Origin of the sequence: Actinomadura sp. NTSP31 (genome assembly GCF_041951385.1) — a bacterium.
GTDB classification, from domain to species: Bacteria; Actinomycetota; Actinomycetes; order Streptosporangiales; family Streptosporangiaceae; genus Spirillospora; species Spirillospora napierensis.
Map to the genome: position 1 here is coordinate 1 of NZ_JBGNUT010000025.1, position 26,116 is coordinate 26,116.

The 26,116-nt window shown below is 72.5% G+C and carries 21 protein-coding genes, 1 tRNA gene and 1 pseudogene; 1 reads left to right on the forward strand and 22 read right to left on the reverse strand.

Features of this window, described 5'->3' with window-relative positions; all coding sequences use genetic code 11:
• Positions 1–17: 17 nt before the first annotated feature.
• From ACA514_RS33830 to ACA514_RS33865, 8 genes and pseudogenes are all read right to left on the reverse strand, one after another.
• Positions 18–470, reverse strand: a complete 453-nt coding sequence (locus ACA514_RS33830; protein ID WP_375045333.1) for a hypothetical protein — start codon at positions 468–470, stop codon at positions 18–20.
• A gap of 216 nt (positions 471–686) precedes the next feature.
• The gene (locus tag ACA514_RS33835) at positions 687–917 is read right to left on the reverse strand and encodes a hypothetical protein (protein WP_375045334.1); all 231 of its coding nucleotides are present in this window, start codon (positions 915–917) and stop codon (positions 687–689) included.
• A gap of 261 nt (positions 918–1,178) precedes the next feature.
• Positions 1,179–1,251 (reverse strand) — tRNA-Ala (locus ACA514_RS33840).
• An 80-nt stretch (positions 1,252–1,331) separates the two neighbouring features.
• Positions 1,332–1,994 carry a histidine phosphatase family protein gene (locus tag ACA514_RS33845; RefSeq protein ID WP_375045335.1) on the reverse strand — a complete coding sequence of 221 codons (663 nt, stop codon included), beginning with the start codon at positions 1,992–1,994 and terminating at the stop codon, positions 1,332–1,334.
• Positions 1,987–2,400 carry a ribosome silencing factor gene (gene rsfS / locus ACA514_RS33850; protein ID WP_375045336.1) on the reverse strand — a complete coding sequence of 138 codons (414 nt, stop codon included), beginning with the start codon at positions 2,398–2,400 and terminating at the stop codon, positions 1,987–1,989. Before rsfS ends, ACA514_RS33845 begins: the two co-directional genes overlap by 8 nt.
• 162 nt (positions 2,401–2,562) lie before the next feature.
• The gene (gene nadD, locus ACA514_RS33855) at positions 2,563–3,165 is read right to left on the reverse strand and encodes a nicotinate-nucleotide adenylyltransferase (RefSeq protein ID WP_375045337.1); all 603 of its coding nucleotides are present in this window, start codon (positions 3,163–3,165) and stop codon (positions 2,563–2,565) included.
• 56 nt (positions 3,166–3,221) lie between these two features.
• Positions 3,222–4,508 carry a phenylacetate--CoA ligase family protein gene (locus ACA514_RS33860; protein ID WP_375045338.1) on the reverse strand — a complete coding sequence of 429 codons (1,287 nt, stop codon included), beginning with the start codon at positions 4,506–4,508 and terminating at the stop codon, positions 3,222–3,224.
• Positions 4,509–4,624: 116 nt separating this feature from the next.
• Positions 4,625–5,788 (reverse strand): annotated as a pseudogene (locus ACA514_RS33865) (RNA-guided endonuclease InsQ/TnpB family protein); the annotation flags it as partial.
• A 157-nt stretch (positions 5,789–5,945) separates the two neighbouring features.
• On the opposite strand from ACA514_RS33865, the gene ACA514_RS33870 reads away from it, so the two are divergent.
• A complete protein-coding gene (locus ACA514_RS33870; RefSeq protein WP_375045339.1) occupies positions 5,946–6,962 on the forward strand; it encodes a M48 family metallopeptidase in 1,017 nt (338 codons plus the stop codon).
• Between the two features lie 57 nt (positions 6,963–7,019).
• On the opposite strand, the gene ACA514_RS33875 is transcribed toward ACA514_RS33870, so the two are convergent.
• The 14 genes from ACA514_RS33875 to ACA514_RS33940 all read right to left on the reverse strand — a co-directional run bounded on the left by ACA514_RS33875 (position 7,020) and on the right by ACA514_RS33940 (position 26,059).
• Positions 7,020–8,777 (reverse strand): TIGR03767 family metallophosphoesterase, encoded by a 1,758-nt coding sequence (locus ACA514_RS33875; protein ID WP_375045340.1) that lies wholly within the window; start codon positions 8,775–8,777, stop codon positions 7,020–7,022.
• 70 nt (positions 8,778–8,847) lie between these two features.
• Positions 8,848–10,104, reverse strand: a complete 1,257-nt coding sequence (locus ACA514_RS33880; RefSeq protein WP_375045341.1) for a glutamate-5-semialdehyde dehydrogenase — start codon at positions 10,102–10,104, stop codon at positions 8,848–8,850.
• A gap of 10 nt (positions 10,105–10,114) precedes the next feature.
• Positions 10,115–11,227 (reverse strand): glutamate 5-kinase, encoded by a 1,113-nt coding sequence (proB, locus tag ACA514_RS33885; RefSeq protein ID WP_375045342.1) that lies wholly within the window; start codon positions 11,225–11,227, stop codon positions 10,115–10,117.
• 88 nt (positions 11,228–11,315) lie between these two features.
• A complete protein-coding gene (gene obgE / locus ACA514_RS33890) occupies positions 11,316–12,713 on the reverse strand; it encodes a GTPase ObgE (protein ID WP_375045343.1) in 1,398 nt (465 codons plus the stop codon).
• Between the two features lie 109 nt (positions 12,714–12,822).
• Positions 12,823–13,080 (reverse strand): 50S ribosomal protein L27, encoded by a 258-nt coding sequence (gene rpmA, locus ACA514_RS33895; protein WP_151544591.1) that lies wholly within the window; start codon positions 13,078–13,080, stop codon positions 12,823–12,825.
• A 14-nt stretch (positions 13,081–13,094) separates the two neighbouring features.
• Entirely contained in the window at positions 13,095–13,409 is a 315-nt protein-coding gene (gene rplU / locus ACA514_RS33900) for a 50S ribosomal protein L21 (RefSeq protein ID WP_375045344.1), read from the reverse strand.
• 306 nt (positions 13,410–13,715) lie between these two features.
• Positions 13,716–16,847 (reverse strand): Rne/Rng family ribonuclease, encoded by a 3,132-nt coding sequence (locus tag ACA514_RS33905; protein WP_375045345.1) that lies wholly within the window; start codon positions 16,845–16,847, stop codon positions 13,716–13,718.
• A gap of 206 nt (positions 16,848–17,053) precedes the next feature.
• A complete protein-coding gene (locus ACA514_RS33910) occupies positions 17,054–17,911 on the reverse strand; it encodes a TIGR03936 family radical SAM-associated protein (protein ID WP_375045346.1) in 858 nt (285 codons plus the stop codon).
• 177 nt (positions 17,912–18,088) lie between these two features.
• Complete coding sequence (locus ACA514_RS33915) at positions 18,089–20,011, reverse strand: TIGR03960 family B12-binding radical SAM protein (protein ID WP_375045347.1); 1,923 nt, start codon at positions 20,009–20,011, stop codon at positions 18,089–18,091.
• Between the two features lie 55 nt (positions 20,012–20,066).
• On the reverse strand, positions 20,067–21,251 hold the full coding sequence (gene rodA, locus ACA514_RS33920; RefSeq protein ID WP_375045348.1) for a rod shape-determining protein RodA: 1,185 nt from the start codon (positions 21,249–21,251) through the stop codon (positions 20,067–20,069).
• A 46-nt stretch (positions 21,252–21,297) separates the two neighbouring features.
• Complete coding sequence (gene mrdA, locus ACA514_RS33925; RefSeq protein ID WP_375045349.1) at positions 21,298–23,370, reverse strand: penicillin-binding protein 2; 2,073 nt, start codon at positions 23,368–23,370, stop codon at positions 21,298–21,300.
• The gene (gene mreD, locus ACA514_RS33930; RefSeq protein ID WP_375045350.1) at positions 23,367–23,966 is read right to left on the reverse strand and encodes a rod shape-determining protein MreD; all 600 of its coding nucleotides are present in this window, start codon (positions 23,964–23,966) and stop codon (positions 23,367–23,369) included. The genes mrdA and mreD overlap by 4 nt, the downstream gene beginning before the upstream one ends.
• 1 nt (position 23,967) lies before the next feature.
• Positions 23,968–24,987 carry a rod shape-determining protein MreC gene (gene mreC / locus ACA514_RS33935; RefSeq protein ID WP_375045351.1) on the reverse strand — a complete coding sequence of 340 codons (1,020 nt, stop codon included), beginning with the start codon at positions 24,985–24,987 and terminating at the stop codon, positions 23,968–23,970.
• Positions 24,988–25,024: 37 nt separating this feature from the next.
• The gene (locus ACA514_RS33940) at positions 25,025–26,059 is read right to left on the reverse strand and encodes a rod shape-determining protein (RefSeq protein ID WP_375045352.1); all 1,035 of its coding nucleotides are present in this window, start codon (positions 26,057–26,059) and stop codon (positions 25,025–25,027) included.
• Between the last annotated feature and the right edge of the window lie 57 nt (positions 26,060–26,116).

Genomic DNA, 26,116 nt, shown 5'->3' on the forward strand with positions numbered 1-26,116 from the left:
GTGGCCCGCGGTGGGCGTCACTGCTTCGACTTGAAGACGTACCAGTGGTCGTTGATCGTCGGGACGTGGACGGTGAGGCTTTTCGGCCACTCGACGGGCAGGCCGAGGAGGTTGTACTCCTGCGGCTTCTGCGCGGACTCGGCGGAGGCGTCGGCGGCCGGCCGCTGCGCGTTCCCGGTGGCGGCGGGCGCCTGCGCGGTGCCGGCCGCGGGCGCCTGCTCCTTGCCGGCGGTGTTCGCCGAGCACAGGACCTTGCCGAGGTCCGGGCTGTTCGGCAGGAGCTTCAGTACCGACAGGACGCTGACGGCCTTGGCGCAGTCGCCGTTGTCCGCGGGCGTCGAGGTGGTCGTGTTGGCCGCGGGGTCGGGCGGCGGTGCCGCCTGGGCCGACGCGGGGGCCGCGACGGCCACGACCGAGGCCGCCGCCAGCGCGGTGGGCAGCAGCCTTCTTCCGGAGATCCGGCTTCGCATAGGTACAACCCTCATCTCGATCACATCGCCACTACGTGGCGTGTTCCCGCGTGATCGATGCGGCGAAGCGCGGCCCGGGGAAAGGTAGCCGCCGCCATGGCCAAGCCTTTGCGGAGGGGCGCCGACGCAGCGCCTCATTCCAAGAGAAGACCCCCTGGTGCCCGCATCCCTCCCAGCCATGGGTAGATCGCCGCGAACACCCCGCACTCCGGCATGTCAGGTCCAGCCGAGGCGGTCGCCGACCTCGTCCGGAGCGTAGCCGCGCTGTCCGGCCTCGCCGATCCAGACCATCCCGTCGGCCTCGGTCACGGCGCCGACGACGTGCTCCTGCGGCATCCGCGGCTGGATCGCCAGCCGCACCTCCAGCCGCGGATCGAACCGGCGCAGCTCGTCGATGAGGTCGGCCACGGTGACCTCGCGCTTCACTCCCCTGCGGTGTCTGCCCATACCCCGCATGAAACCACCCCCGCCCCACCACCCAGACCATTCGTCCCGCAATGTCCGTTTAACCTTTACCCCCCTCCGCAACCTCAAGGGGCAGGAGGCCGGAGCCGGCGGGGGGCAAGGGGCGAAGCCCCAAAAGGCGCGAAGCGCCGGGGGCGTGGGGGCGGAGCCCCCGCATCGGGGGTCCGGGGGTCGTCCCCCGGGGGAAATGACGAGGAGAGGCGGCCCCGCGCTTTCCGCGGGCACACCTCTCCCATCTCCGAGTGGAGCTATGGGGATTCGAACCCCAGACCTCCTCCATGCCATGGAGGCGCGCTACCAACTGCGCCATAGCCCCGTGCGACTGCGTGGACGTTCATCCCGCAGCGCTCCGCCAGTGTATAGGACGGCGGGGGTCGGTCTCGAATCGTTTGGGCGTCAGGCGCCGTTGTCGGTGCGGTCGTCGCCGAGGACGGGTTCGGGGAGGGTGCCGGCGTTGTGCTCGGCGAGGCGCCAGCCGCCGTCGCGCATCTCGGTGATGACGGACCAGCAGCAGTTGGACAGGCCGCCGAGGCGTTCCCAGACCTCTTCGGGGAGGCCGAGGAGGTGGGACATGCCGAGGCGGAGGGCGGCGCCGTGGGAGGCGACGACGAGCCTGCCGGTGGGGGCCAGTTCGTCGAGGGCGCGTTCGAGGGCGGCGCCGACGCGCTTGGCGACCTGGGCGCTGGTCTCGCCGCCGGGCGGCTGCCAGGCGGCGTGCTCGGCGGGGTAGCGCTCGCGGATCTCGCGGGCGGTGAGGCCCTCCCAGGCGCCGCCGTCGCGCTCGATCAGGTCCTTGTCGTACTGGACGGGGAGTCCGGTGATGTCGGCGAGGGCCTGGGCGGTGTCGGCGGCTCTGCGCAGCGGTGAGGCGAGCAGGGCGGTGGGGCGCAGCCCGGCGAGGAGCCGGGCCGCGCGCCGCGCCTGGGCCACGCCGGTGTCGTCCAGCGGGATGTCGGTCTTGCCCTGGAAGCGGCGTTCGACGTTCCAGGCGGTCTGCCCGTGCCGCCAGAGCAGGAGGGTGCGCTTGCCCGGCTCGCGGGCGGGGCGGGCGTCACTCACTCGTGCTCCCGACGACGCGGGCGCGCTGCCGCATGTGGGCGTTGACGCCGTCGGGCAGGGCGATGAGGGGGCAGTCCTTCCAGAGCCGCTCGAGGGCGTAGAAGAGCCGGTCCTCCTCGTGCTGGATGTGCACGATGACGTCGGCGTAGTCGAGCAGGACCCAGCGTCCCTCGCGCTCGCCCTCGCGGCGGACGGGCTTGGCGCCGGCCTCTTCGCGCAGGCGCTTTTCGACCTCGTCGACGATGGCGCGGACCTGCCGGTCGTTGGGCGCCGAGCAGAGCACGAACGCGTCGGTGATGACGAGCTGCTCGCTCACGTCGTAGGCAAGAATGTCGTCGGCCAGCTTGTCGCCCGCCGCCTCGGCGGCGATCCGGACGAGCTGCGCCGCCCTGTCGGATGCGGTCACGATGCGCTCGCGATCCTCCCTGTAGGGGTCGTCTCGGCTAACACCTTCTCACGGGTGGCGGCCGACGGCCCTGTTCGTCGGTGTGCGGGCTGGTACGGGCGTCCAGCCCCCTGTTCCAGGGTATGCGGCGCTCCAGGACGGTCCGTCCGGAGAAGGCGCCGGTCAGGCGGCGTCCGTCCGGTAGAGGTCGCGCTTGTTGATGTACTGGACGATGCCGTCCGGCACGAGGTACCAGATCGGTTCGCCGGAGTGGACGCGCTCGCGGCACTCGGTGGAGGAGATCGACAGGGCGGGGACCTCCATGAGGGAGACGCGCCCGTCGGGCAGGCCGGGGTCGGCGAGGCGGTGTCCGGGGCGGGTGACGCCGACGAAGTGCGCGAGCTCGAACAGCTCTTCGGTGTCGTGCCAGGTGAGCATCTTGTCCAGGGCGTCGGCGCCGGTGATGAAGAACAGCTCGGCGTCGGGGCCGTGGATCTCCCGCATGTCGCGGAGGGTGTCGACGGTGTAGGTGGGGCCGGGGCGGTCGACGTCGACGCGGCTGACCGAGAACCGCGGGTTGGACGCGGTGGCGATGACGGCCATGAGGTAGCGGTCCTCGGCGGCGGTGACCGTGCGGCCCTCCTTGTGGGAGGACAGGCCGGTCGGGACGAACACCACCTCGTCGAGGGAGTAGAAGTGGGCGACCTCGCTGGCGGCCACGAGGTGGCCGTGGTGGATCGGGTCGAACGTCCCGCCCATGATCCCCAACCGGCGCTTTTGCGTCATGGCGACGAGAATAGCCAGCCGGGCCGGGTCCGGAACGTCCGGCCCCCGCCCGGGTCTCAGGCCAGGCCGGGCAGCGGCGGGCGGCCGTCCTCCCAGGCCACCACGCGGACGGCCTTGCCGACCTCCACCCGGGGAACGGTGCCCTCGGGGAGGGTGAACACCTCGGCGCTGAGGCCGAGCGCCTCGCGCAGCCGGTGCGCGAGCCGCTCGCGGGGGTCGCCGGAGAGGGCCTCGCAGGCGACGAGGAGCCGGACGGCGGGACGGCGGCGGTCCACGACGAGCTGGTAGTGCGGGCGGACGAGCCCGGACCCGAGCAGCACCCGTTCGACCTCGCTCGGGTACACGTTGACGCCGCGGACCACGATCATGTCGTCGGCGCGCCCGATGACCTTGCTCATCCGGACGAGGGTCCGGCCGCAGGGGCACTCGCCGCGGGTGAGGGAGGCGATGTCGCCGGTCCGGTAGCGCAGCAGCGGCAGCGCCTGCTTGGTCGGGGTGGTGAAGACGAGCTCGCCCGGCGTGCCGTCCTCGACGGGGTCGCCGGTGGACGGGTCGACGGCCTCGACGACGAAGTGGTCCTCGTTGACGTGCAGGCCGTCCTGCTGGAGGCATTCGGTGGCGACGCCGGGGCCGATGACCTCGGAGAGCCCGTAGACGTCCATCGCCTTGATCGGCAGGACGGCCTCGATCGCGGCGCGCAGCTCCGCCGACCACGGTTCGGCGCCGAACAGCCCGGCCTTCAGCGCGGGCAGTTCGACACCGGCCTCGGCGACGGCCTCGCCGAGCCGCAGCGCGTAGGCGGGGGTGCAGGTCAGGACGTCGGGGCGGAGGTCGGCGAGCATCCGGACCTGCCGGTCGGTCATCCCGCCCGACATCGGCACGACGGTCGCGCCGAGCGCGACGGCGCCCTGGTGGATGCCGATTCCACCGGTGAACAGCCCGTACCCGTACGCGTTGTGCACGATGCTGCCCGGCACGGCGCCCGCGCACGCCAGCGACCGCGCGCACATCGCGGCCCACAGGTCGAGGTCGGCCCTGGTGTAGGCGACGAGGGTGGGCCGGCCGCGCGTCCCGCTGGACCCGTGCACGGCGGCGACCTGGTCGCGCGGCACGCTGAGCATCCCGAACGGGTAGTTGTCCCAGAGGTCCTGCTTGGTGGTGAACGGGAGCCGCCGGAGGTCGGCGAGCATGACGTCGGCCCCGCCGCCGACACCGGCCTCCTTCAGCCGCCGGCCCTGCACGCCGTCCGCCGCGATGAGCCGGTCGACCAGCCCCCACAACCGGTGCCGCTGCAGCGCGGCCCGCTCGTCGGTCGGCATCGCCTCGGCATGGGGATCGAACACGCGCGCCTCCCGGGCAGGCCACAGCCGGACGCGGGCTCCGCACCGGGGAACCCTGCGGCAAAGTGGTTCGTCGGAACTACCATGCCAGACTTGGCATCTCCCCCATCAGAAGGAGATTCCTGCTTCATCGCCGACCGCCCGCCCGGAAAGAATCTCCGTTGAGGTCTGACATCAGCTCCACAGGCGTTTCACCTCTCCGCCAGCCCGGCGGCGAGGACGTTGCGCGCTGCGTTGACGTCCCTGTCGTGGACCGTGCCGCACGAACACTCCCAGGTGCGCGCGCTCAACGGCAGGCTCTTTCGGACGACGCCGCAGGACGAGCACCGTTTGGACGAGGGGAACCAGCGGTCGATCACTACCAGCTCACGCCCGTACCAGGCACACTTGTACCGGAGCATCGATCGCAGCTCGTACCACGCCGCGTCCGATATCGCACGGGCGAGCCGGTGGTTGCGAGCCATGCCGCGGCAGTTGAGGTCCTCGATCACGACCGTTTGGTTATCGCGGACGAGACCGGTGGTGAGCTTGTGCAGAAAGTCGCGGCGCCGGTCGGCGATCCGGGTGTACAAGCGAGCCAGGCGCAGCCGTGCCTTCGCATGGTTGGCCGACCCCGGCCGCTTCCGCGACAACGCATGTTGGGCCGCCTTCAATCTGCGCCGGTCCACCGCCTCATGGCGGGGGTTGGAGACCTTCTCGCCGGTGGAGAGGGTGACGAGGGAAGCCAGCCCGGCGTCCAGGCCGACGGCCTTGCGCAACGGTGGCAAGGGTCGGCTCTCGGCTCGACACAGCAGGCACACGAACCACCTTCCGGCCGCATCACGGGTCAGCGTCACGGTGCTGGGGTGCGCTCCGTCCGGCAATGGCCGCGACCAGACGATGTTGAGCGGCTCATCCATCTTCGCAAGGGTGAGCGACCCCCCTGCGTATTTGAACGCCGAGCGGGTGTATTCAGCGCAGGCACGAGAACGTTTACGCGATTTGTATCGGGGATGCGCGGCGCGCTTGGCGAGGAAGTTGCCGAAGGCGGCGTCCAGATGGCGCAAGGCCTGCTGCAGCGGTACGCAGGAGACCTCGTTCAGAAACGTCAGATCAGCGGTGCGCTTCCATGCCGTCAAGGTGGCCGACGAGTCCTTGTAGGTCATCGACCGTCCATCCAGACGCGCCCGCGTGCGCTCCTCCAGTGCCTTGTTGTAGACGAGGCGGACGCATCCGAAGGTGCGGGTCAGGTGCTCAGCCTGCTTCCGGGTGGGATAGAAGCGATACTTGAACGATCGCTGCACACTCAGCGTCACGCCGAGAACACTAACCGAATGTGTGATCGAACGCCGGACAATCGTTCGCAACCATCTGTCCGAAGTCGCCGTGTCCCGTCCGGGAGCGCGGCGTCCCTTCGTCCCCTCACAGCTGCGGGGTCATGCATGCGCCAGGAGGTCTGACATGACGGAGAACACACCGGATCGGGCACGGACGCGCTTTCCCGGGATCAGTTCCCGGGCCTACGAACACCCGGCGGACCGTTCGGCGCTGGTCGCGCTGCGCTCGCTGTCCGGGTTCGACGTCGTCCTGCGCAAGCTGTCGGGGCTGGTCAACGAGCGGTCGCTGCGGCTGATGTTCCTCGGCGGGACGGTCCGCGTCGGCGACGACCAGTTCCACCACCTGAACGACATGGTGCGCGACGCCTGCTACATCCTGGACATGCCGGAGGTCCCGGAGGTCTACGTCCGGCAGGACCCGACGCCGAACGCGATGGCGCTCGGTTCCGACCACCCGTTCATCGTGGTGAACACCGGGCTGCTCGACCTGCTCGACGACGAGGAGCTGCGGTTCGTCATCGGGCACGAGGTCGGGCACATCCTGTCCGGGCACGCGGTGTACCAGACGATGATGCAGATCCTGCTGCAGCTCGGGTCGCGGCTGGCGTGGCTGCCGCTCGGCAACATCGGCATCGCGGCGATCATCATCGGGCTGCGCGAGTGGTTCCGGAAGGCGGAGCTGTCGTCGGACCGGGCGGGCCTGCTGGCGGGCCAGGACCTGGACGCGGCGAAGCGGGTCAACATGAAGCTGGCCGGCGGGACGCGGCTGCACGAGATGAGCAGCGAGGCGTTCCTGCAGCAGGCCCGCGAGTACGACGCGGCCGGCGACGTGCGGGACGGGCTGCTGAAGTTCCTGAACCTGCTCGGGCAGTCGCACCCGTTCGCCGTCATCCGGTTCGCGGAGATCGACCGGTGGGCGCGCAGCGGCGAGTACGAGCGGATCCTCGCGGGCGACTACCCGCGCCGCGACGACGACGGCGGCGCGTCGGTCACCGACGAGATGAAGAACGCCGCGAAGTCCTACCGCGAGTCGTGGGAGCGGACCGCGGACCCGTTCGTCGGCAAGGTCCGCGACATGGCGGACGCGGCGGCGAACGCGGCGGGCGGCCTGTTCGACCGGTTCAACCGCCGGGACAACTAGCCGTTCCCGGAAGAGCGGGGCCGCCGTGACACGGACACGGCGGCCCTTTTCCGTGCGTCAGAACGGCGCGGGGACGAGCAGTTCGACGTTGCGGTCGGCGGTCTCGCCGCGGCGGTTCTCGGCGCGGTCCTGCCAGTCGTTGCCCGCGAGCTCGCGCGACAGCGACGCCAGGTGGACGGGGTCGGCGAGGCGCCCGCCGTAGGAGGCGGGGCCGGCGGAGTCCAGGACGGTCGCGAAGACCGAGAGGGTGCCGTCGCGGTTGTCGGCGAGTTCGACGATGCGGCTCTGCTGCGGGAAGTCGATGTGCGCGGCCGTGTTGACCTCCCAGAACCCGCCGCCGGACGGGCGGGCGTGCGGGATCACCTGGTTGCGGTGCGTGTGCCCGTTCACCCACAGGACGACGTTCGGGTGGCGCAGCAGCAGGGCCTCCACGTCGTCGCCGAGGACGCGTCCGCCGCCGAGCGGGTTCGTCAGCGAGGCGATGGGGTGGTGGCTGAACAGGACGAACAGCCGGTCCTTCGCGGCGTGCCGGACGGTCGAGCCGTCCGCCGCCAGGTAGCGGCTGCTGCCCGCCTTGAGCTGGGCCTCCAGCCATGCGAACTGCGCCTTGTCCAGGGAGCCCTCGGAGTAGCCGTTCGGGTTGACGGTGTCGAGGACGAGCCCGCGGACGATGCCCCGGTCGAAGGCGTAGTAGGCGGTCCCGTCCCGGAGGTTGGCCTGGGTGAAGCCGTGGCCGCGCAGGGACGCCGACGTGCGGAAGTGCTCGGCGACGACCTCGGCGCGCGACAGCATCCGCCGGTTCGGGTCGGGGGTGACCTGGCGGAACAGGCCGCCCGCTCCCCCTTGCTCGCGGCTGAGCCGGACGAGTTCGGCGGCGTCGGCCCTCTCCATCATGCGGGCGAGGCGCTGCGCCTGCGCGCCGTCCGCCGGGGCGCCGATCTTGATGCCGCCGGTGGCGAGGCCGGAGACGATCGGGTTGACCGGCAGGTTGCCCTGGACGAGGCCGTCGTGGTTGCCGAACGCGGCGAGCCACGGCATGGTCAGACCGGTCGCGGCGAAGGGCCGGCGCGCGGCGTCGATCAGGCCCTTGACGTGCGGGAAGCCGTACCTGGCCATGGGGATGTCGGGCTGCCCGCCGGCGGGCGGGCCGTCCGGGTGCCAGAACGCGCGGTCGTAGGACGCGTGGTCCATGACGCCCTCGTACCGGTTCGGGTCGCCGGAGTCGGGGCGGATCCGGCCGCCGTCGAGCAGGTCGATGATCCAGCGCAGCTCGTTGTACTGGACGTTGTCGGCGGCGTCGCCGGTGTTGATGGTGAACGACAGGCCGAGCCCGGTGGCCGGGCCGCGCCCGACCGTGTTGACGGCGCGGACCATCGCCTCGGCGACCTGGGTGGTGAGGATCTCCTGCGGCCGGTAGGCGCCCTCGACGGGCAGCATGCCGACGGAGTCCTTGAGCCGGTCGGCGAACTCGACCCGCGCCGGGGACTGCGCGTCGACGATGTGCACGTCGGTGAGCTGCCCGAACGCCAGGACGCCGCGCCGCGTGGCGGCCCGCTTCGGGGAGGCGGTGCCGCCGAGGTCGCGGCGGAGCAGGTGCGGCTCGCCCGGCCCGACGGTCACGGGCCGGTAGCCGCCGGCGCCCGGCTTCCCGAGCACGTAGGTGCGGTCGAGGGTGGTGCCGGCGGCGGGGCCGCGCAGCGGGGGCGCCGCGGCGGCGGCCGGGCGCGCGGGGAACGCGGCGAGTCCGGTGGTGGCGATCCCCGCGCCGAGGGCGGCGCCCTTCAGGACGCGGCGCCGGCTGATCTCAGGATTCACACGCCGAATCAGACCATGCCCATGAACGTGACATCAAGGGTCACAGTGTCACAATCCGGCGCCCGTCCGGTCAGCCGCGGGTGTGGCCCTCGCCCGTGACGACGTACTTGGTCGAGGTCAGCTCCGGCAGCCCCATCGGGCCGCGCGCGTGCAGCTTCTGCGTCGAGATGCCGATCTCCGCGCCGAACCCGAACTCCTCGCCGTCGGTGAACCGCGTCGAGGCGTTCACCATCACCGCGGCCGAGTCGACCAGCGCGACGAACCGCTTCGCGGCCGGCTGCGACGCGGTCACGATCGCCTCGGTGTGGCCGGAACCGTACGTGCGGATGTGCGCGACGGCGTCCTCCAGGGAGTCGACGACGCGGCCCGCGATGTCCAGCGACAGGTACTCGGCGAACCAGTCGTCCTCGGTCGCCTCCACCACGTCGTCGCCGTACGAGCGGATCCGCTCGTCGCCGTGCACGGTGACACCGGCCTTCTTCAGTGCTTCAAGCGCGCGCGGGACGAACGTGTCGGCGATGTCGGCGTGCACCAGGAACGTCTCGGCGGCGTTGCACACCGACGGGCGCTGCGTCTTGGCGTTCAGCAGGATGTCGACCGCCATGTCCACGTCGGCGGCGGCGTCCACGTAGACGGCGCAGTTCCCGACGCCCGTCTCGATCACCGGGACGGTCGACTCCTCCACCACCGAGTTGATGAGCGACGCGCCGCCGCGCGGGATCAGCACGTCCACCAGCCCGCGCGCGCGCATCAGGTGCTTCACCGACTCGCGGGACGTGCCCGGAACGAGCTGCACCGCGTCCGACGGCACCTCGGTCCCGGCCAGCGCCCCCTGCATCACCTGGACCAGCACCGTGTTGGAGTCGTGCGCCGACGACGAGCCGCGCAGCATCGCCACGTTCCCGCTCTTCAGGCAGAGCGCGGCGGCGTCCACCGTCACGTTCGGGCGGCCCTCGTAGATGATCCCGACCACGCCGAGCGGCACCCGGATCTGCCGCAGCTCCAGCCCGTTCGGCAGCACGCCCCCGCGCACCGACTCCCCCACCGGGTCGGGCAGCACCGCCACCTTGCGCACCGCGTCGGCGATCTTTCCGATGCGGCCCTCGTCCAGGCTCAGCCGGTCGATCATGTACTCGGACGTGCCGTTCTCGCGGGCCCGCGCGACGTCCGCCTCGTTCGCCTTGACGATCTCGGGGACCGCCGCGACCAGCGCGTCCGCGATCGCGTGCAGCGCCGCGTCCTTGGCCGCCCGCGGCAGCGGCGCCAGCCCGGACGCCGCCTCCCGGGCGCGCCGCGCCACCATCAGGAACTGCTCGCGCTCGCTCATCGCGAACTCCTCACTGCTCGGTCAGGACCACCAGGTGGTCGCGGTGGATGATCTCCCGCTCGTACTCGGCGCCCAGCTCGCGCGCCAGCCAGCGGGTCGAGCGCCCCATCAGCTCGGGGATCTCGGACGCGTCGTAGTGCACCAGGCCGCGCGCGACGACCCGGCCGCCGGGGTCGCACAGGTCGACGGGGTCGCCCGCCGCGAAGTCGCCCTCGACGCCCGTCACGCCGGCGGGCAGCAGCGACTTGCGGCGCCGCACCACCGCGTCCACGGCGCCCGCGTCCAGCGTGAGGCGGCCCTGGCCGGTGGTGGCGTGCGCGAGCCACAGGTCGCGGGTGGACATCCGGCGGCCGTCCGCCGGGTGGAACAGCGTGCCGACCTCGTCGCCCGTCAGCGCGTGCGCGGCGGACGCGGCGTTCGTCAGCACGACCGGGATCCCCGCGATCCGGGCCGCCTCGACCTTGGTGACCATCCCCCCGGTGCCGACCCGCCCGGACCCGCCCAGCTCGACCTCCGCGAGGTCGTCCGGGCCGTGCACGTCGGTGATGCGGCGCACGCCGGGACGGCGCGGGTCGCCGGTGTAGAGCGCGTCCACGTCCGAGAGCAGGACGAGCGCGTCCGCGCGGATCAGGTGCGCGACCAGCGCGGCGAGCCGGTCGTTGTCGCCGAACCGGATCTCGTCGGTCGCGACGGTGTCGTTCTCGTTCACGATCGGCAGGATCCCGAGCGTGATCAGCTGCTCCAGCGTGCGCTGCGCGTTGCGGTGGTGGGTCCGGCGGATCATGTCGTCGGCGGTGAGCAGCACCTGCCCGACCGTCGCCCCGTACCGGGCGAACGAGGAGGTGTAGCGGGCGAACAGCAGCCCCTGCCCGACGCTCGCCGCGGCCTGCTGCGTCGCGAGGTCGCGGGGCCGGCGGGTCAGCCCGAGCGGGCCGAGGCCCGCCGCGATCGCGCCGGACGACACGAACACGATCTCCGCGCCCTCGGCGCGGCGCGCGGCGAGCACGTCCACCAGCGCGTCGATGCGGTTCGCGTCGATCGCGCCCTGCGGGGTGGTCAGCGACGACGACCCGGCCTTCACCACGACCCGGCGGGCCTTCGCGATCGCCTCGCGCGCGCTCATGGGCGCCTCCCTCCTTGGGGAATTCCGCGGTGCAGTGCTTCTCGAGGGGGGACGACCCCCCACTCCCCCCGGGCCGACTCCGTCGGCATCAGTAGTGGCCGTCCAAGCGGCGGTCGGTGCCGCGCGGGCCGAGCCCGGCCGCGCCGGCGGGGATCTCCGGCTCCCAGTCGAACACGATCGAGTCGTCGGGCGTGCCGATCAGCACGGTCGCGCCGGCGCTCGCCCCGGCCTCGGTCAGCGCGTCCTCCACGCCGAGCCGCGCCAGCCGGTCGGCGAGGTACCCGACGGCCTCCTCGTTGGCGAAGTCGGTCTGCCGCAGCCACCGCACCGGCTTCGCCCCGGTGATCAGGAAGGTGTTCTCGCCGAGGTCCTGCACCTCGAAGTCGACGTCCCCGCGGACCGGCTCCGGCCGGATCACGATCCGGGTCGGCTCCGCCGGCGGCAGCGACGCGCGGAACTCGGTGACCATCGCCGCCATCGCGAACGACAGCTCCCGCAGCCCCTCGTGCGAGGCCGCGGACACCTCGAACACCTTCAGCCCGCGCGCCTCGAACTCGGGACGGATCATCTCGGCGAGGTCGCGGGCGTCCGGCACGTCCACCTTGTTCAGCACCACGATGCGCGGGCGGTCCGACAGCGGCCGGTCGCCGAGGACCCGGTCGTAGGCCTGGAGCTCGCGCTCGATGACCTCGAAGTCGCTGACCGGGTCGCGCCCGGGCTCGGGCGTCGCGCAGTCCAGCACGTGCGCGAGCGTCGAGGACCGCTCGATGTGGCGGAGGAACTCCAGGCCCAGGCCGCGGCCCTCGCTGGCGCCCTCGATCAGCCCCGGCACGTCCGCGACGGTGAACGTGGTGTCCCCCGCCGAGACCACGCCGAGGTTCGGGACCAGGGTGGTGAACGGGTAGTCGGCGATCTTCGGCTTGGCCGCCGACAGCGCCGCGATCAGCGACGACTTGCCGGCGCTCGGGAAACCGACGAGCGCGACGTCCGCGACGCTCTTCAGCTCCAGCACCACGTCGCGCTCCTCGCCCGGCTCGCCGAGCAGCGCGAACCCGGGCGCCTTGCGCTTGGCCGAGGCCAGCGCCGCGTTGCCGAGGCCGCCCTGCCCGCCGCGCGCGATGACGAAGCGGGTGCCCTCGCCGACCAGGTCGGCGAGGATCGCGTCGCCCTCCTTCACCACGGTGCCGTCGGGGACGGGCAGCACCACGTCCGCGCCGTCCGCGCCCGTCCGGTGCCCGCCCTGGCCGGGACGCCCGTTCGCCGCCTTGCGGTGCGGCCGCCGGTGGTACTCCAGCAGGCTCGCCGCGTTGGAGTCGACGACCAGCACGACGCTGCCGCCGCGCCCCCCGTTCGCGCCGTCGGGGCCGCCCAGCGGCTTGAACTTCTCCCGGTGGATCGACGCGCAGCCGTTGCCGCCCGCGCCCGCGGCGACGTGCAGCACCACCCGGTCGACGAACTGCGCGCCCGAACCCGCTCCTGCGGCCACGGTGGATCCTCCTCGCTGTCGGCCCATGAACAGGGCATCGGCCCATGAACAGGGCAAAGGGGCGGACCACACCGGTCCGCCCCTCTGGAAAACGTCTACCGCAGGCGGACTACTCCGCCGGCGGGACGATGCTCACGGCGTTGCGGCCGCGGTACCGGCCGAACTGCACCGCGCCCGCGACCAGCGCGAACAGCGTGTCGTCGCCGCCGCGGCCGACGCCCGGGCCGGGGTGGAAGTGGGTGCCGCGCTGGCGGACGATGATCTCGCCGGCGTTGACGACCTGGCCGCCGAACCGCTTGACGCCGAGCCGCTGGGCGTTGGAGTCGCGACCGTTACGGCTGGACGATGCGCCCTTCTTGTGTGCCATCTGTCCGCTCTCCCTTACTTCCCGGAGCCGATGCCGGTGATCTTGACCTCGGTGTACGGCTGACGGTGCCCCATCCGCCGCTTGTACCCGGTCTTGTTCCGGTAGTGCATGATGTTGATCTTCGGGCCCTTGACCGCGCCGAGGATCTCGGCGGTCACCTCGTACCCGGCGAGGTCGGCCGCCTTGCTGACGACGTTGTCGCCGTCGACGACCAGCAGGGCCTGGAGCGTGACGGTCGAACCGACCTCGCCGGCCAGCTTGTCGACGGTCAGCACGTCGTCGACGGCGACCTTCTCCTGCCTGCCGCCTGCGCGGACAATCGCGTACACCGCGGAAACCTCTCGTCTGCGCGCGCTTCCGGACTGAACCGGTCCCGCACGTGGCTTACACCAGCCCCCGGATGAGGGCCTACCCCCGGCACCGGGCCGAGGGCGGCGCGCCGGGGCGGACCCCTGACGCTCTCTGCTCGACCTCACCGGATCGGCGAGGTGCGCACCGGACGGGCCCCGGACGGGGCTCGCGGCACTTGTATCGGGCGACGCGCCGCTAGGCGCGCCGACCTCCGAGTGTACTGGACTCCTCGACCCCAACGCGAACCTGCGCCGGCCCGGGGCCTCCCCCGGGCCGGCGCGGGATCACTCGCTGTCGGCCTGCGCCGCCGCGCGGCGGCGGGTGCGGCGCCGGCGCGGGGCCTCGTCGTCGGCGGACGCCGCCTCGGGACCGGCCCCGTCGGCCTCCGCGGCCACCGGGGCGGCGCCGTTCGACTCGGCCGGGACGTCGACGGGCTCGTCGTCGAGGATGCCGGGCGAGGTGCCGGCGACCTCCTCGGCGGCGTCGGCCGCCTCCACGGCGGCCTGCGCGGGCGGCTCCTCGCCGTCGACCTCGGGCGGCGGGCCGGCGGGACGCTTGGCGGGACGGGACCTCTTCGGCCGCGTCCGGGCCGGCTCGGGGCGCGCGGCCTCCGGCTCCGCGGCCGGGACCGGCTCGGCCTCCCCCTTCGGCTCGGCCGGCTCCCGCCGCGTCTCGCGCTGGGCCAGCTTCTCCTCGACGGCCTTCTCGACCTCGCCCTTGCGCTTGCGGCGGCGGGCGGGCTCCTTGCCGGCGGCCTTCTCGGGCTTCAGCTCGACCGGGTTGAGGTGGACGTGGATGCCGCGGCCGTTGCAGCACTCGCAGGTCTCGGAGAACGCGTCCAGCAGGCCCTGGCCGACCCGCTTGCGGGTCATCTGCACCAGGCCCAGCGAGGTGACCTCGGCGACCTGGTGCTTGGTACGGTCCCGCGACAGGCACTCGACGAGCCGGCGCAGCACCAGGTCCCGGTTGCTCTCCAGCACCATGTCGATGAAGTCGATCACGACGATGCCGCCGATGTCGCGCAGCCGGAGCTGGCGGACGATCTCCTCCGCCGCCTCCAGGTTGTTGCGGGTGACGGTCTCCTCGAGGTTGCCGCCCTGCCCGGTGAACTTGCCGGTGTTGACGTCGACGACCGTCATCGCCTCGGTCTTGTCGATCACCAGCGAGCCGCCGGACGGCAGCCACACCTTGCGGTCCAGGGCCTTGGCGATCTGCTCGTCGATCCGGAACGCGCCCAGCACGTCCTGGTCGCCCGTCCAGCGCTCGACGCGGTCGGCGAGGTGCGGCGCGACGTACTCGACGTACTCCGAGACGGTGTCCCAGGCCTCGTCGCCGGAGACGACGAGCTTGGCGAAGTCCTCGTTGAAGATGTCGCGGACCACCCGGATCGTCAGATCCGGCTCGCCGTACAGCAGCGACGGCGCCGAGGCGGTCTTGACCTTCTTCTGGATGCTCTCCCACTGGGCGGCCAGCCGCGAGACGTCGCGGCCGAGCTCCTCCTCGGTGGCGCCCTCGGCGGCGGTGCGGACGATCACGCCCGCGTGCTCCGGCATGACCTTCTTCAGGATCGACTTCAGCCGGCTGCGCTCCTTGTCGGGCAGCTTGCGGCTGATGCCGGTCATCGACCCGTCCGGCACGTACACCAGGTAGCGGCCGGGCAGGGAGACCTGGCTGGTCAGCCGGGCGCCCTTGTGGCCGAGCGGGTCCTTGGTGACCTGCACCAGCACCGACTGGCCGGACTTCAGCGCCGACTCGATGCGGCGCGGCTGGCCCACCAGGCCGGCGACGTCCCAGTTGACCTCGCCCGCGTACAGGACCGCGTTGCGGCCCTTGCCGATGTCGACGAACGCCGCCTCCATCGACGGCAGCACGTTCTGCACCTTGCCGAGGTAGACGTTGCCGACGTACGACTGGTGCGTCGCGCGGTTGACGTAGTGCTCGACGAGGACGTCGTCCTCCAGCACGGCGATCTGCGTGCGGTCGCCCTCCTGCCGCACCACCATGACCCGGTCGACGGCCTCGCGGCGCGCCAGGAACTCCGCCTCGGTGATCACCGGTGGGCGGCGGCGGCCCTGCTCGCGGCCCTCCCGGCGGCGCTGCTTCTTGGCCTCCAGCCGGGTGGAGCCGCGGACGGACTGGACCTCGTCCTCGGCGGCGGCGCGCTCCTCGCGGGCGGTGCGCACGTGCACGACGGTGTTCGGCGGGTCGTCGGGGCCGTTGCCGTCGGTCTCGACGCCCGACCGGCGCCGGCGGCGCCGCCGCCGGCGGCTGCCGGCCTGGCCGCCCTCGTCGTCGCCCTCGTCGTCGTGGTCGTCCTCGTGCTCGGCCTCGGCGGCCTGCTCGTCCTTCTCCTTGTCCTTGCCCTTGGCCTTGGCGGACCTGGACCTGGACTTGGCGGGCTTGGCGGGCTCCTCGTCCTTCTTGCCCTCGTCCTTTTTGCCCTTGTCCTTCTCCTTGGCCTCCGCGGGCTCGGGCTCCTCGGCCTCGTCGGCCTCGTCCTCGCCGCCCTCCTTGCCGCCGCGGCCGCGGCCGCGGCCGCCCCTGCGGCGGCGCCGGCGCGACGGCCGGTCCTCGGAGTCGTCCTCGTCGGACGGGCCGTGGTCGCCCTCGTCCTCGCCGGTGTCGCGGTCCTCGTCCTGGTCCTCGTCCTGGTCCTGGTGCCGGTCCCGGTCGGCGGGCTCGGGCTTCGGCTCGTCCTTCTCCCGCGCGGGCGTCTCCGCCTTCGGCTGCGGGGGCTGGAACACGACCATGGGCGGCTGGAACGTCACGCCCGGGACGCCGACGCCGCTGGCGGGCTCGGTCTCCGACACCTGGCCGGCGTCCGGCTCGGCCCCGGCGACGGGCACGGAGGGCACCTCCGGCACGGACGGCACCGGCGGGACCCTCGGCGCCGCGGGAGGCGCGGAGGCCTCGGCGGCGGCGTCGTCCGCGGTGGTCTTCTCGGCCGCCGGACGGCGGCGGGTGCGGGTGCGGCGCGCCGGCTCGGCGGGGGCCTCGGCGGCCGGCTCCCCGGCGACGGGCCCGGCGGCCCGAGCGGGCTCGGCGGCGATCTCCGGGGACGTCTCGGCCCCCGTCGGAGGCACGGGCTCGGCGGTCTCGGCGGCCTTGGCCGCGCGGGTCCGGGTGCGGGCCCGGGTGGTCTTCTTCGCGGGCGGCTCGGCCGCCGGCTCCGGCTCGGGCGCCTGCTCCGGCGCGGCGGCCGCGGGGGCCTCGGCCGCGGGCGCGTCCTCCACGTCGGGCGGCGGGCCGGCCGGGCGGCTCGCGCGGCGCCGCGGGCGCGACGTCACGCCCGAGGCCGCCTCGTTCTGCGGGCCGCTCTCCGGCCCGCTCTCGGGGGCCGCGCTCCCAGTCGCGGCGCCATCGGTCTGTTCGTCGGTGCCTTCGGCGCTGGCCGCATCGGCTTCGTTATCAAGCATCCGGGCAATCTCCCGTCAGGCTCCCGGGCGCGACCGCTCGTTCCGCCAGGGGGCGGGCCGTGCGGTGCGCCGCGCGGGAGCGCTCCGTCAGTCATCGGCGTCGTCACCGCCGGACGGTGGTCCGGTCGTGACGACGAAGTCGTCGGGGGTGCGCCCGCCGTCCCCTGCGGGGCCGGTTCCGTGTCGCCACGGCTTCGGCCTCACGATCAGGCGCTGACGGCATCCGCGCTCGCGGCGTCCCCGGGACGCGGCCGTGCGCCGCCGTCCGCCCCGGCTCCGTCGCCGGAGGGCGGACCGGTCTCCCGGTCGGGATCCAGGGGATCCGCGAGTCCACCGGTGGCCGCGTCCAGGGGCCCCTGCGCCAGCCTGGTCACCAGTGGCGGTGACGGCGGCGCGAGGTCGGCGACCTGGCGCAGTCCGGTGAGGATGTCGTCGGGTCGTACGGCGGGTGTGGAATGCCGAACAACCATTCGAAGTATCGCACAAGGGGCATCCGCCGCCTCCGCGGCGCGCCGGTCCAGCTCGCAGGAGGACACGGCAGCGCGCACGTCGAACCGGCGCCGCCCCTTCTTGGTGAGGCGCTCGACCTCGATCTCGCCGGCGGCCGTGAAGGCGGCCACGGCAGCGGCGGCGGTGTCGTGCGACACCCCGTCCAGCCGGATCCGCCACTCGGACGCCTCGAGCCGATCGGCGAACGCGGCGGGCTTCGCCGCCGCCTCGCCGGCGCGTCCCGTCCCGGCCGGTACGACATCCAGGATGTCGAGGCCGGGGGGCAGGGCCGCGTCGAGCTCGTCCCGTACCCGCGCAGGGTCGCGGGTCTCGGTGAGCCCGATCTCGAGGTACTCGGCCTCGCTGGCCACCCCTGTCGCCGCCGCACCCGCGTACGAGATCTTCGGGTGCGGGGTGAATCCGGCGCTGAACGCGACCGGGATCCCGGCGCGCCTGACGGCGCGTTCCACGGCCCGGGAAATGTCGCGATGGCTCGTGAACCGCAGCCTGCCGCGCTTGGCGTACCGCACGCGCAGGCGCTGGATCACGGGGGCCGGTGCCGGACCCTCCGGCATGGGTGCCAGGGTTCTGGTCCTTCCTACTCGTGCCGAGTCGAAATCAACGTCTCTCTATAGAGTACGGGTCGGCGGGCATCGTTGCGCCGGGCCCCGTCCCCGGACCGGCCGCGCCCGCGCAGGCCACCGGCCCGAAAAGCCCGGTTTCATCGGGGGTTCGCGGCTCGCCGGGCGCCGTCAGACGACCGAAAGCGGCAACAGTTTCTTTCCCGTGGGACCGATCTGGATCTCCGTGCCCATGGTGGGGCAGACGCCGCAGTCGTAGCAGGGGGTCCAGCGGCAGTCCTCGACCTCGGTCTCGTCGACGGCGTCCTGCCAGTCCTGCCAGAGCCATTCGCGGTCCAGGCCGGCGTCGAGGTGGTCCCAGGGCAGCACCTCGACCTCGTCGCGCTCCCGGACGGTGTACCAGTCCAGGTCGACGGGCTCGCCGGCGAAGGCCTTCGCGGCGCAGGCCGTCCAGCGCTCGTAGGAGAAGTGCTCGCTCCAGCCGTCGAACCGGCCGCCGTCCTCCCAGACGGCCCGGATGACCTTGCCGACGCGGCGGTCGCCGCGCGACAGCAGGCCCTCGACGATGGACGGCTGTCCGTCGTGGTAGCGCAGCCCGATCGCGCGGCCGTACTCTTTGTCGCCGCGCAGCTCCTCCTTGAGCGCCTTGAGGCGGCGGTCGACGGTCTCGTGGTCGCACTGCGCGGCCCATTGGAACGGGGTGTGCGGCTTCGGCACGAACCCGCCGATCGACACGGTGCAGCGGATGTCCCTGCGGCCGGTCGCCTCGCGGCCCGCCTGGATGACCCGCTTGGCCATCCCGGCGATCGCCAGGACGTCCTCGTCCTCCTCGGTGGGCAGCCCGCACATGAAGTAGAGCTTGACCTGCCGCCACCCGTTCTCGTAGGCGGTCGTGACGGTGCGGATCAGGTCGTCCTCGGTGACCATCTTGTTGATCACCTTGCGCATCCGCTCGGAGCCGCCCTCCGGCGCGAACGTCAGGCCGGAGCGCCGGCCGCCGCGGGAGAACTCGTTGGCGAGCGTGATGTTGAAGGCGTCCACGCGGGTGGACGGCAGCGACAGCGAGGTGTTGGTGCCCTCGTAGCGGTCGGCGAGGCCCTTGGCGACGTCGCCGATCTCGCTGTGGTCGGCGCTGGACAGGCTGAGCAGCCCGACCTCCTGGAAGCCCGACTCCTTCAGCCCCTGGTCGACCATCGCGCCGATCGTGGTGATCGACCGCTCCCGCACCGGACGGGTGATCATCCCGGCCTGGCAGAACCGGCAGCCGCGGGTGCAGCCGCGGAAGATCTCCACGCTGAACCGCTCGTGCACCGTCTCGGCCAGCGGCACCAGCGGCTTCTTCGGGTACGGCCACTGGTCGAGGTCCATGACGGTGTGCTTCTCGATCCGCCACGGGACGCCCGGGCGGTTCGGCGCGACCCGCTGGATCCGGCCGTCGGGCAGGTACGTCACGTCGTAGAAGCGCGGCACGTACACGCCGCCGGACGCCGCGAGCCGCAGCAGCAGCTCGTCGCGGCCACCGGGCGACCCCTCGCCCTTCCACTCCCGGATCACCTCGGTGATCGCCAGCGCGATCTCCTCGCCGTCGCCGAGCACGGCGGCGTCGACGAAGTCGGCGATCGGCTCGGGGTTGAACGCCGCGTGCCCGCCCGCGACCACGATCGGGTGCTCGTCGCCGCGGTCCGCCGCCTCCAGCGGGATGCCCGCGAGGTCCAGCGCCGTCAGCAGGTTGGTGTAGCCGAGCTCGGTGGAGAACGACACGCCGAACACGTCGAACGCGGCGACCGGGCGGTGCGCGTCCACGGTGAACTGCGGGATGCCGTGCTCGCGCATGACGGCCTCCATGTCGGGCCAGACCGAGTAGGTCCGCTCCGCCAGCACGCCCTCGCGCTCGTTCAGGATCTCGTAGAGGATCTGGACGCCCTGGTTCGGCAGCCCCACCTCGTAGGCGTCGGGGTACATCAGCGCCCACCGGACGTCGGTGCCGTCCCAGTCCTTGATCTGCGAGTTCAGCTCGCCGCCGACGTACTGAATCGGCTTCTGCACGCTCGGGAGCAGCGGCTCCAGGCGCGGGAAGAGCGACTCGACAGGCATGGCGATGTCCTCCGTGCTGCAGGCATGGGATGAACGCCCAGCCTACCGCCGCACGCTAATCGAACGGGCGGCGGCGGATGTGCACGGCCTGGAGCAGGCCGAAGGCGATCATGTTCGCGAAGGTCGCGGAGCCGCCGTAGGACACGAACGGCAGCGGCAGCCCGGTGATCGGCATGATGCCGAGCGTCATGCCGATGTTCTCGAACGACTGGAACGCCAGCCAGCACACCACCCCGGTCGCCACCAGGGTGCCGAACAGGTCGGCGGCCTGGCCGGCGATGCGCAGCCCGCGCCACAGGACGACGCCGAGCAGCACGACGATCAGGGCGGCGCCGACGAACCCCAGCTCCTCCCCCGCGACCGTGAAGATGAAGTCGGTCTGCTGCTCCGGCACGAAGTGCCCGCCGGTCTGCTGGCCGTTGAACAGGCCCTTGCCGAACGGCCCGCCCGACCCGATCGCGATCCGGGCCTGCTGGGCGTTGTAGCCGGCGCCGCGCGGGTCCGCGGACGGGTCCAGGAACGCCGTGAACCGGTCGATCTGGTACTTCTTCAGCAGCCCGAAGAAGAACACCGCGGCCCCGGCGACCGCGCCGCCCCCGACGAGCCCCGCCAGCCAGCGCTTCTGCGCCCCGGAGATCGCCAGCATTCCCAGCACGACGGCGATGAACACCAGCGTGGTGCCGAGGTCGGGCTGCAGCATGATCAGCAGCCCGGGCACCCCGGCGAGCGCCAGCGCGAGCAGCACGTCGCGGCGGCCGGGGCCGATCTCCCCGTCCCGCGGCTCGCCCAGGATCATCGCCAGCAGCACCACCAGGCCGACCTTCGCGAACTCCGACGGCTGGATCTGGAACCCGCCGCCGAGGACGATCCACGAGTGCGAGCCGTTGATCGTGGAGCCCAGCGGGGTCAGCACCGCCAGCAGGCCGACGCAGGCCAGCGCGTACAGGATCGGGACGTAGGCGCGCAGCAGCCGGTAGTCCAGCACCGTGACGACGCCGCCCAGCACGAACCCGATGATCAGGTTGAGGACGTGCCGCTTCAGGAAGCCCTCGGGGTCGTCGCCGTGCTCGACCGCCAGCTGGAACGTCGCCGAGCGCACCAGCAGCGCGCCGACCACCGACAGCACCAGCACGGTGACCGTCAGCGGCCAGTCCAGCTTGCGCAGCCCCGCGAGCCGGCCCTGCCACAGGCTCCGGTCCCCGTACCCGCCGACCGATCCGACTCCGGTGCTGTTCAGCATCGTCCCGCTCCGTCCGCCGGCGCAGGGCCCCGCGCGCCCGCGGCGCTCACGGCGCCGCTCCCTCGACGGGGGCCTTCGGCAGCTCCGACGGGAGCCTGCCGTCCTTGAGCAGCGGCTTCTGCTTCTTCGTCCCGTACATGGCCTCCCAGATCTCCCGGACTGCCGGGGCCGCAGTCACGGCGCCCTGCCCGCCCTGGGCGACCATGACGATCACCGCGTAGCGCGGGTGCTTCACCGGGCCGAACGAGGCGAACCACGAGTTGTCGTCCTTGCCGTAGACCTCCGCGGTACCGGTCTTGCCGGCCACGTCGACCTTCTTGAAGTCGAAGCCGTTGAACGCCCCGGCGGCGGTACCGCTCTTGGTGACCCCGGCCAGGCCGCTCCGGATGTAGGCCAGCACCTTCGGGTCGACCGGCAGCCTCCCCGGCGGCGGCGCGCTGACCCGGCGCTCGACGGAGCCGTCCGGGCGCAGCACCGCCACGCCCAGCCGCGGCGTGACCAGCTTGCCGCCGTTGGCCACCGCCGCGTACGCCCGGACGAGCTGCAGCGGCGTGACCAGCACGTCGCCCTGCCCGACCGAGAAGTTCGCCGCGTCACCGGCGCGCCACACGTAGCCGTCGACGCAGTTCTCCGCCGCGACCGACTTCAGGTACGCGGCGCGCGCCGGGTCGGTCTTCTGCACGTCGGGGTAGCCGCTCTTGGCCGCCTTGCAGTCGGCCTTCCTGGTGGCGTCCCAGTAGTCCTTCTTCCACCCGCGGTCCGGGATGCGGCCGGTCGACTCGTTCGGCAGGTCGATGCCGGTGGCCTTCCCGAACCCGTAGTTGCGGGCCATCTTCACCATCGGGTCCGACGGGCTCCGCTTCGGGTGCATGCCGCCGTCGCGGAGCCACTCCTCGTACGCGAACTTGTAGAAGACCGTGTCGCACGACTTCACCAGCGCGGTGTGCAGGTTCATCGAGCCGAGGGCCTCGCCCTCGAAGTTGTGGAACGCGCGGCTGCCGACGTCGAACGAGCCCGGGCACTGGTAGGTGCCGTTCAGCGGGTAGCCGTCCTTCACCGCCGCCGACACCGACGAGATCTTGAAGGTGGAGCCGGGGGCGAACTGGCCCTGGGTGACCCGCGAGATCAGCGGCTCGCCCTTCTTCTTGCCGAGCAGCGCCTCGTACTGGTCCTGCGAGATGCCGCCGGTCCAGATGCTCGGGTCGTAGGTCGGGTAGCTCGCCATCGCGACCGTCCGGCCGGTCTGCACGTCCATCACCACCGCGGCGCCCGCGTCGGACGGGTGGCCGGCCTTGCGGCCGTTCTCGATGGCGTGCTTGAGCGCCTTCTCCGCCGCCCCCTGGACGCCCGCGTCGATGCTGGTGACGAGGTTGCCGCCCGGCTCGGCCGCCTTCTCCTCGGCGGTGCCGGTGACGCGGCCCTGGCTGTCGACCAGCACCCGGCGGAACCCGGGCTCGCCGCGCAGCGCCGCGTCGTACTGGGCCTCCAGCCCGTCCCGGCCGATCAGGTCGACGCCGCTGTAGCCGGTGACCTTCAGGCCCTTGCGCTTGTCGAGCTCCTCCTGGGTGATCGGCTGCAGGTAGCCGAGCGCCTGCGCGGCGGTCGCGCCGTCCGGCCGCGGGTACTCGCGGACGGCCTGGACCTGCGCGGTCACCCCGGGGAAGTCCTCCTGCCGCTCCATGATCTGCAGGGCGCGCTTCGGGTCGACGTGGTCCTCGACGGGGATCGGCTGGTACGGCGAGCCGGGCCAGCACGGGCGCTTGACGTTCGGGCCGCACAGCCGGATCCGGTCCGCCACGTCCTGGTAGGTGGTGCCGAGGACGCCGGCGAGGCGCTGCAGCACGGCCTTGCCGCCGTCCTTCTGCCGGGAGAGCGTCGTCCGGTCGACCGACACCACGAGCGCGCTGCGGTTGCGGACCAGCGGGACGCCCCGGTCGTCCAGGATCATGCCGCGGACGGCGGGGACGACGATGTCACGGGTCCGGTTCTGGTCGGCGAGCTGCTGGTAGTGCGAGCCGTCGAGGATCTGCATGCTCCACAGCCGGCCCATCAGCACCAGCAGCAGGAGCCCGACGAGCACGTACAGGACGACGATGCGGAAGTGCGTCCTGGGGTTCACAGGCCGCCGCCCCGCCCCGACATCGCGCGGTAGCGGGCGGCGGGCACCGACAGGCGGTCCCCGCGGGAGCGCTCGCCGCGCTCGTACCTGCGGGTCACGCGCAGCACCGCCCACACGACGAAGGGGCTGGCGACCACGTCGTAGCCGACCTGGAGCGGCACCATGCTCGACACGGTGTCCCACTGGGCGCGCGGGTCGCCGAGGATCATGCCGGTCACCGCGTACAGCACGGTGCCCGCGAGGGCGCCGGCGGCGACCGCGAAGAACGGCACGGCCGTCTGCCGGTCCATCTCGGCGGACGCGATGCCGCACAGGTACCCGATCAGGCAGTAGACGAGCGCGTACCGGCCGATGGTGTGGTCGGCGGGCGGGACGATGTCGGCGGCGAGGCCCGCCAGGAACCCGGTGACCATCCCGGTCATCGAGCCGGACACCAGCGCCAGCGCCACCACCGCCAGCAGCACCAGGTCGGGCTGGACGCCGCCGGGCAGCGGCAGCCGGTTGGCGACCGACACCTGCAGGATCAGCGCCACCACGATCACCACCACGGTGGTGAGGGCGCGGCCGGTCTGTGACGCCTCCGGTGGGTTCAGCACGTCATCCCCCCGAGCTCGGGTTCGCGGACGGGGTGGCGGTGCCGTCCGCTTCGGTCTTGGGCCCCTTCTTGCCCTTCTTCTTCTTGCTCTTGTCGCCGGGCGAACCGCTGGGGGACGGCGTCGGGCTCGGCGACGGCGGCGGCGCGGGCTTGGCCGGCAGCACCGCGTCGCGCGGGTCGGTCTTCGGCGGGGCCACCACGACGGCGACCACGTCCAGGCTGGTGAAGTGGACGAAGGGCTTGACGTAGGCGGTGCGGGTCAGCCCGCCGGTGGCGGCGTCGATGCGCTCCACGGTGCCGATCGGGACGCCCGGCACGTACGGCCGCTCGCCCTGCGAGCCGAGCGTGACGAGCCGCTGCCCGACCCGCACCGGCGCGCTGGCGTCCAGCAGCTGGAACCGCAGCGGGGTGCCGCCGCCGCCGAGGCCGCGCCGGCCGGCGCCCTGCACGATGCCGATCTCCTTGGAGTCCTCCAGGCGGGACCCGACGGAGGAGGTCTGGTCGGTGGCCAGCAGCACGGTCGCGGTCGCGGGGCCGACCCGGGTGACCCGGCCGACCAGCCCGTCCGCGCTCATCACGGTCATGTCGGGCCGGACGCCGCTGCCGCTGCCGGCGTCGATGGTGACGGTGTCCTCGAAGCCCTGGCCGGCGGAGATCACCTGCGCGGCGAGGATCTTGTAGCCGCCCATCCCGGCGGAGCCGAGCAGCCGCTGCAGCTGCGCGGCGCGGTCCTGGTCCAGCCGGGTGGAGCGCAGCTGCTCGCGCAGCCGCTGGTTGTCGCGGGCGAGGCGGTCGGCGCGGCGCTTCTCGCCCGGCGCGTCGGTGATCGCGCCGAAGGTGTTGCCGACCGGCCGCACCACCGACGCCGACGCCCGCTCGACCGGCCCGAACACGGCCGCGCCGAGGCTCCTCATCCCGCTCAGCGGCGAGTGGTCCCCGCCGCGGTAGTCCACGGTGATCATCGCGAGGGCCGCGACGAGCAGCACGCCGAGGACCATGCGGGTGCGCCGGGTGTCCTTCACCCACCGACCTCCGGATTCTGTGGTCGCCGCCGGTTGTTCAGTGCCGCGACTCCGGCACGAGGACCTGCCGGAGCGACTCGAAGTCCTCGACGCACTTGCCGGTGCCGAGCACCACCGAGTCGAGCGGGTTGTCGACCAGGTGGATCGGCATCCCGGTCTCCTCGCGGAGCCGCTCGTCCAGGTTCTTCAGCAGCGCACCGCCGCCCGTCAGGGCGATCCCGCGGTCCATGATGTCGCCGGAGAGCTCCGGCGGGCACTTGTCGAGCGTGGTCTTCACGGCGTCCACGACCGCGTTGACCGGCTCCTCGATCGCCCGCCTGACCTCCTCGGCGGAGATCACGACGGTCTTCGGCAGGCCGCTGACCAGGTCGCGGCCGCGGATCTCGGCGTGCGGCTCCTCGTCGGCGCCGGGATAGGCCGACCCGATCGCCATCTTGATCTCCTCGGCGGTCCTTTCCCCGAGCATCAGCGAGTACTCCTTCTTGGAGAAGGAGATGACCGCCTGGTCCAGCTCGTCGCCGCCGACCCGCACCGACTGACTCGTCACGATGCCGCCGAGCGAGATGATCGCGACCTCGGTGGTGCCGCCGCCGATGTCGACCACCATGTTGCCGGTCGGCTCGTAGACGGGCAGCCCGGCGCCGATCGCGGCGGCCATGGGCTCCTCGATGATGTAGACGCGCCGGGCGCCGGCCTGGTAGCCGGCGTCCTTGACGGCGCGCTGCTCCACCCCGGTGATGCCGCTCGGCACCGCCACCACGATGCGCGGCTTGGCGAAGTGCCGCCGTTTGTGGACCTTCTGGATGAAGTAGCGGAGCATCCGCTCGGTGACGTCGAAGTCGGCGATGACACCGTCCTTGAGCGGGCGGACGGCCACGATGTTGCCGGGCGTGCGGCCGATCATCCGCTTCGCCTCGATGCCCACCGCGACGATCTTGCCGGTGTTGGTGTTGATCGCCACGACCGAGGGCTCGTTGAGGACGATGCCGCGTCCCCGGACGTACACGAGCGTGTTCGCGGTGCCAAGGTCGACCGCCATGTCACGGCCGAGAAACGACAGCTTGTTACCCATGAAGAAAGGGAGCCCTTCATGATTGTCGGGCGTGTAGAGCGGCGTGTCCATCGTAAC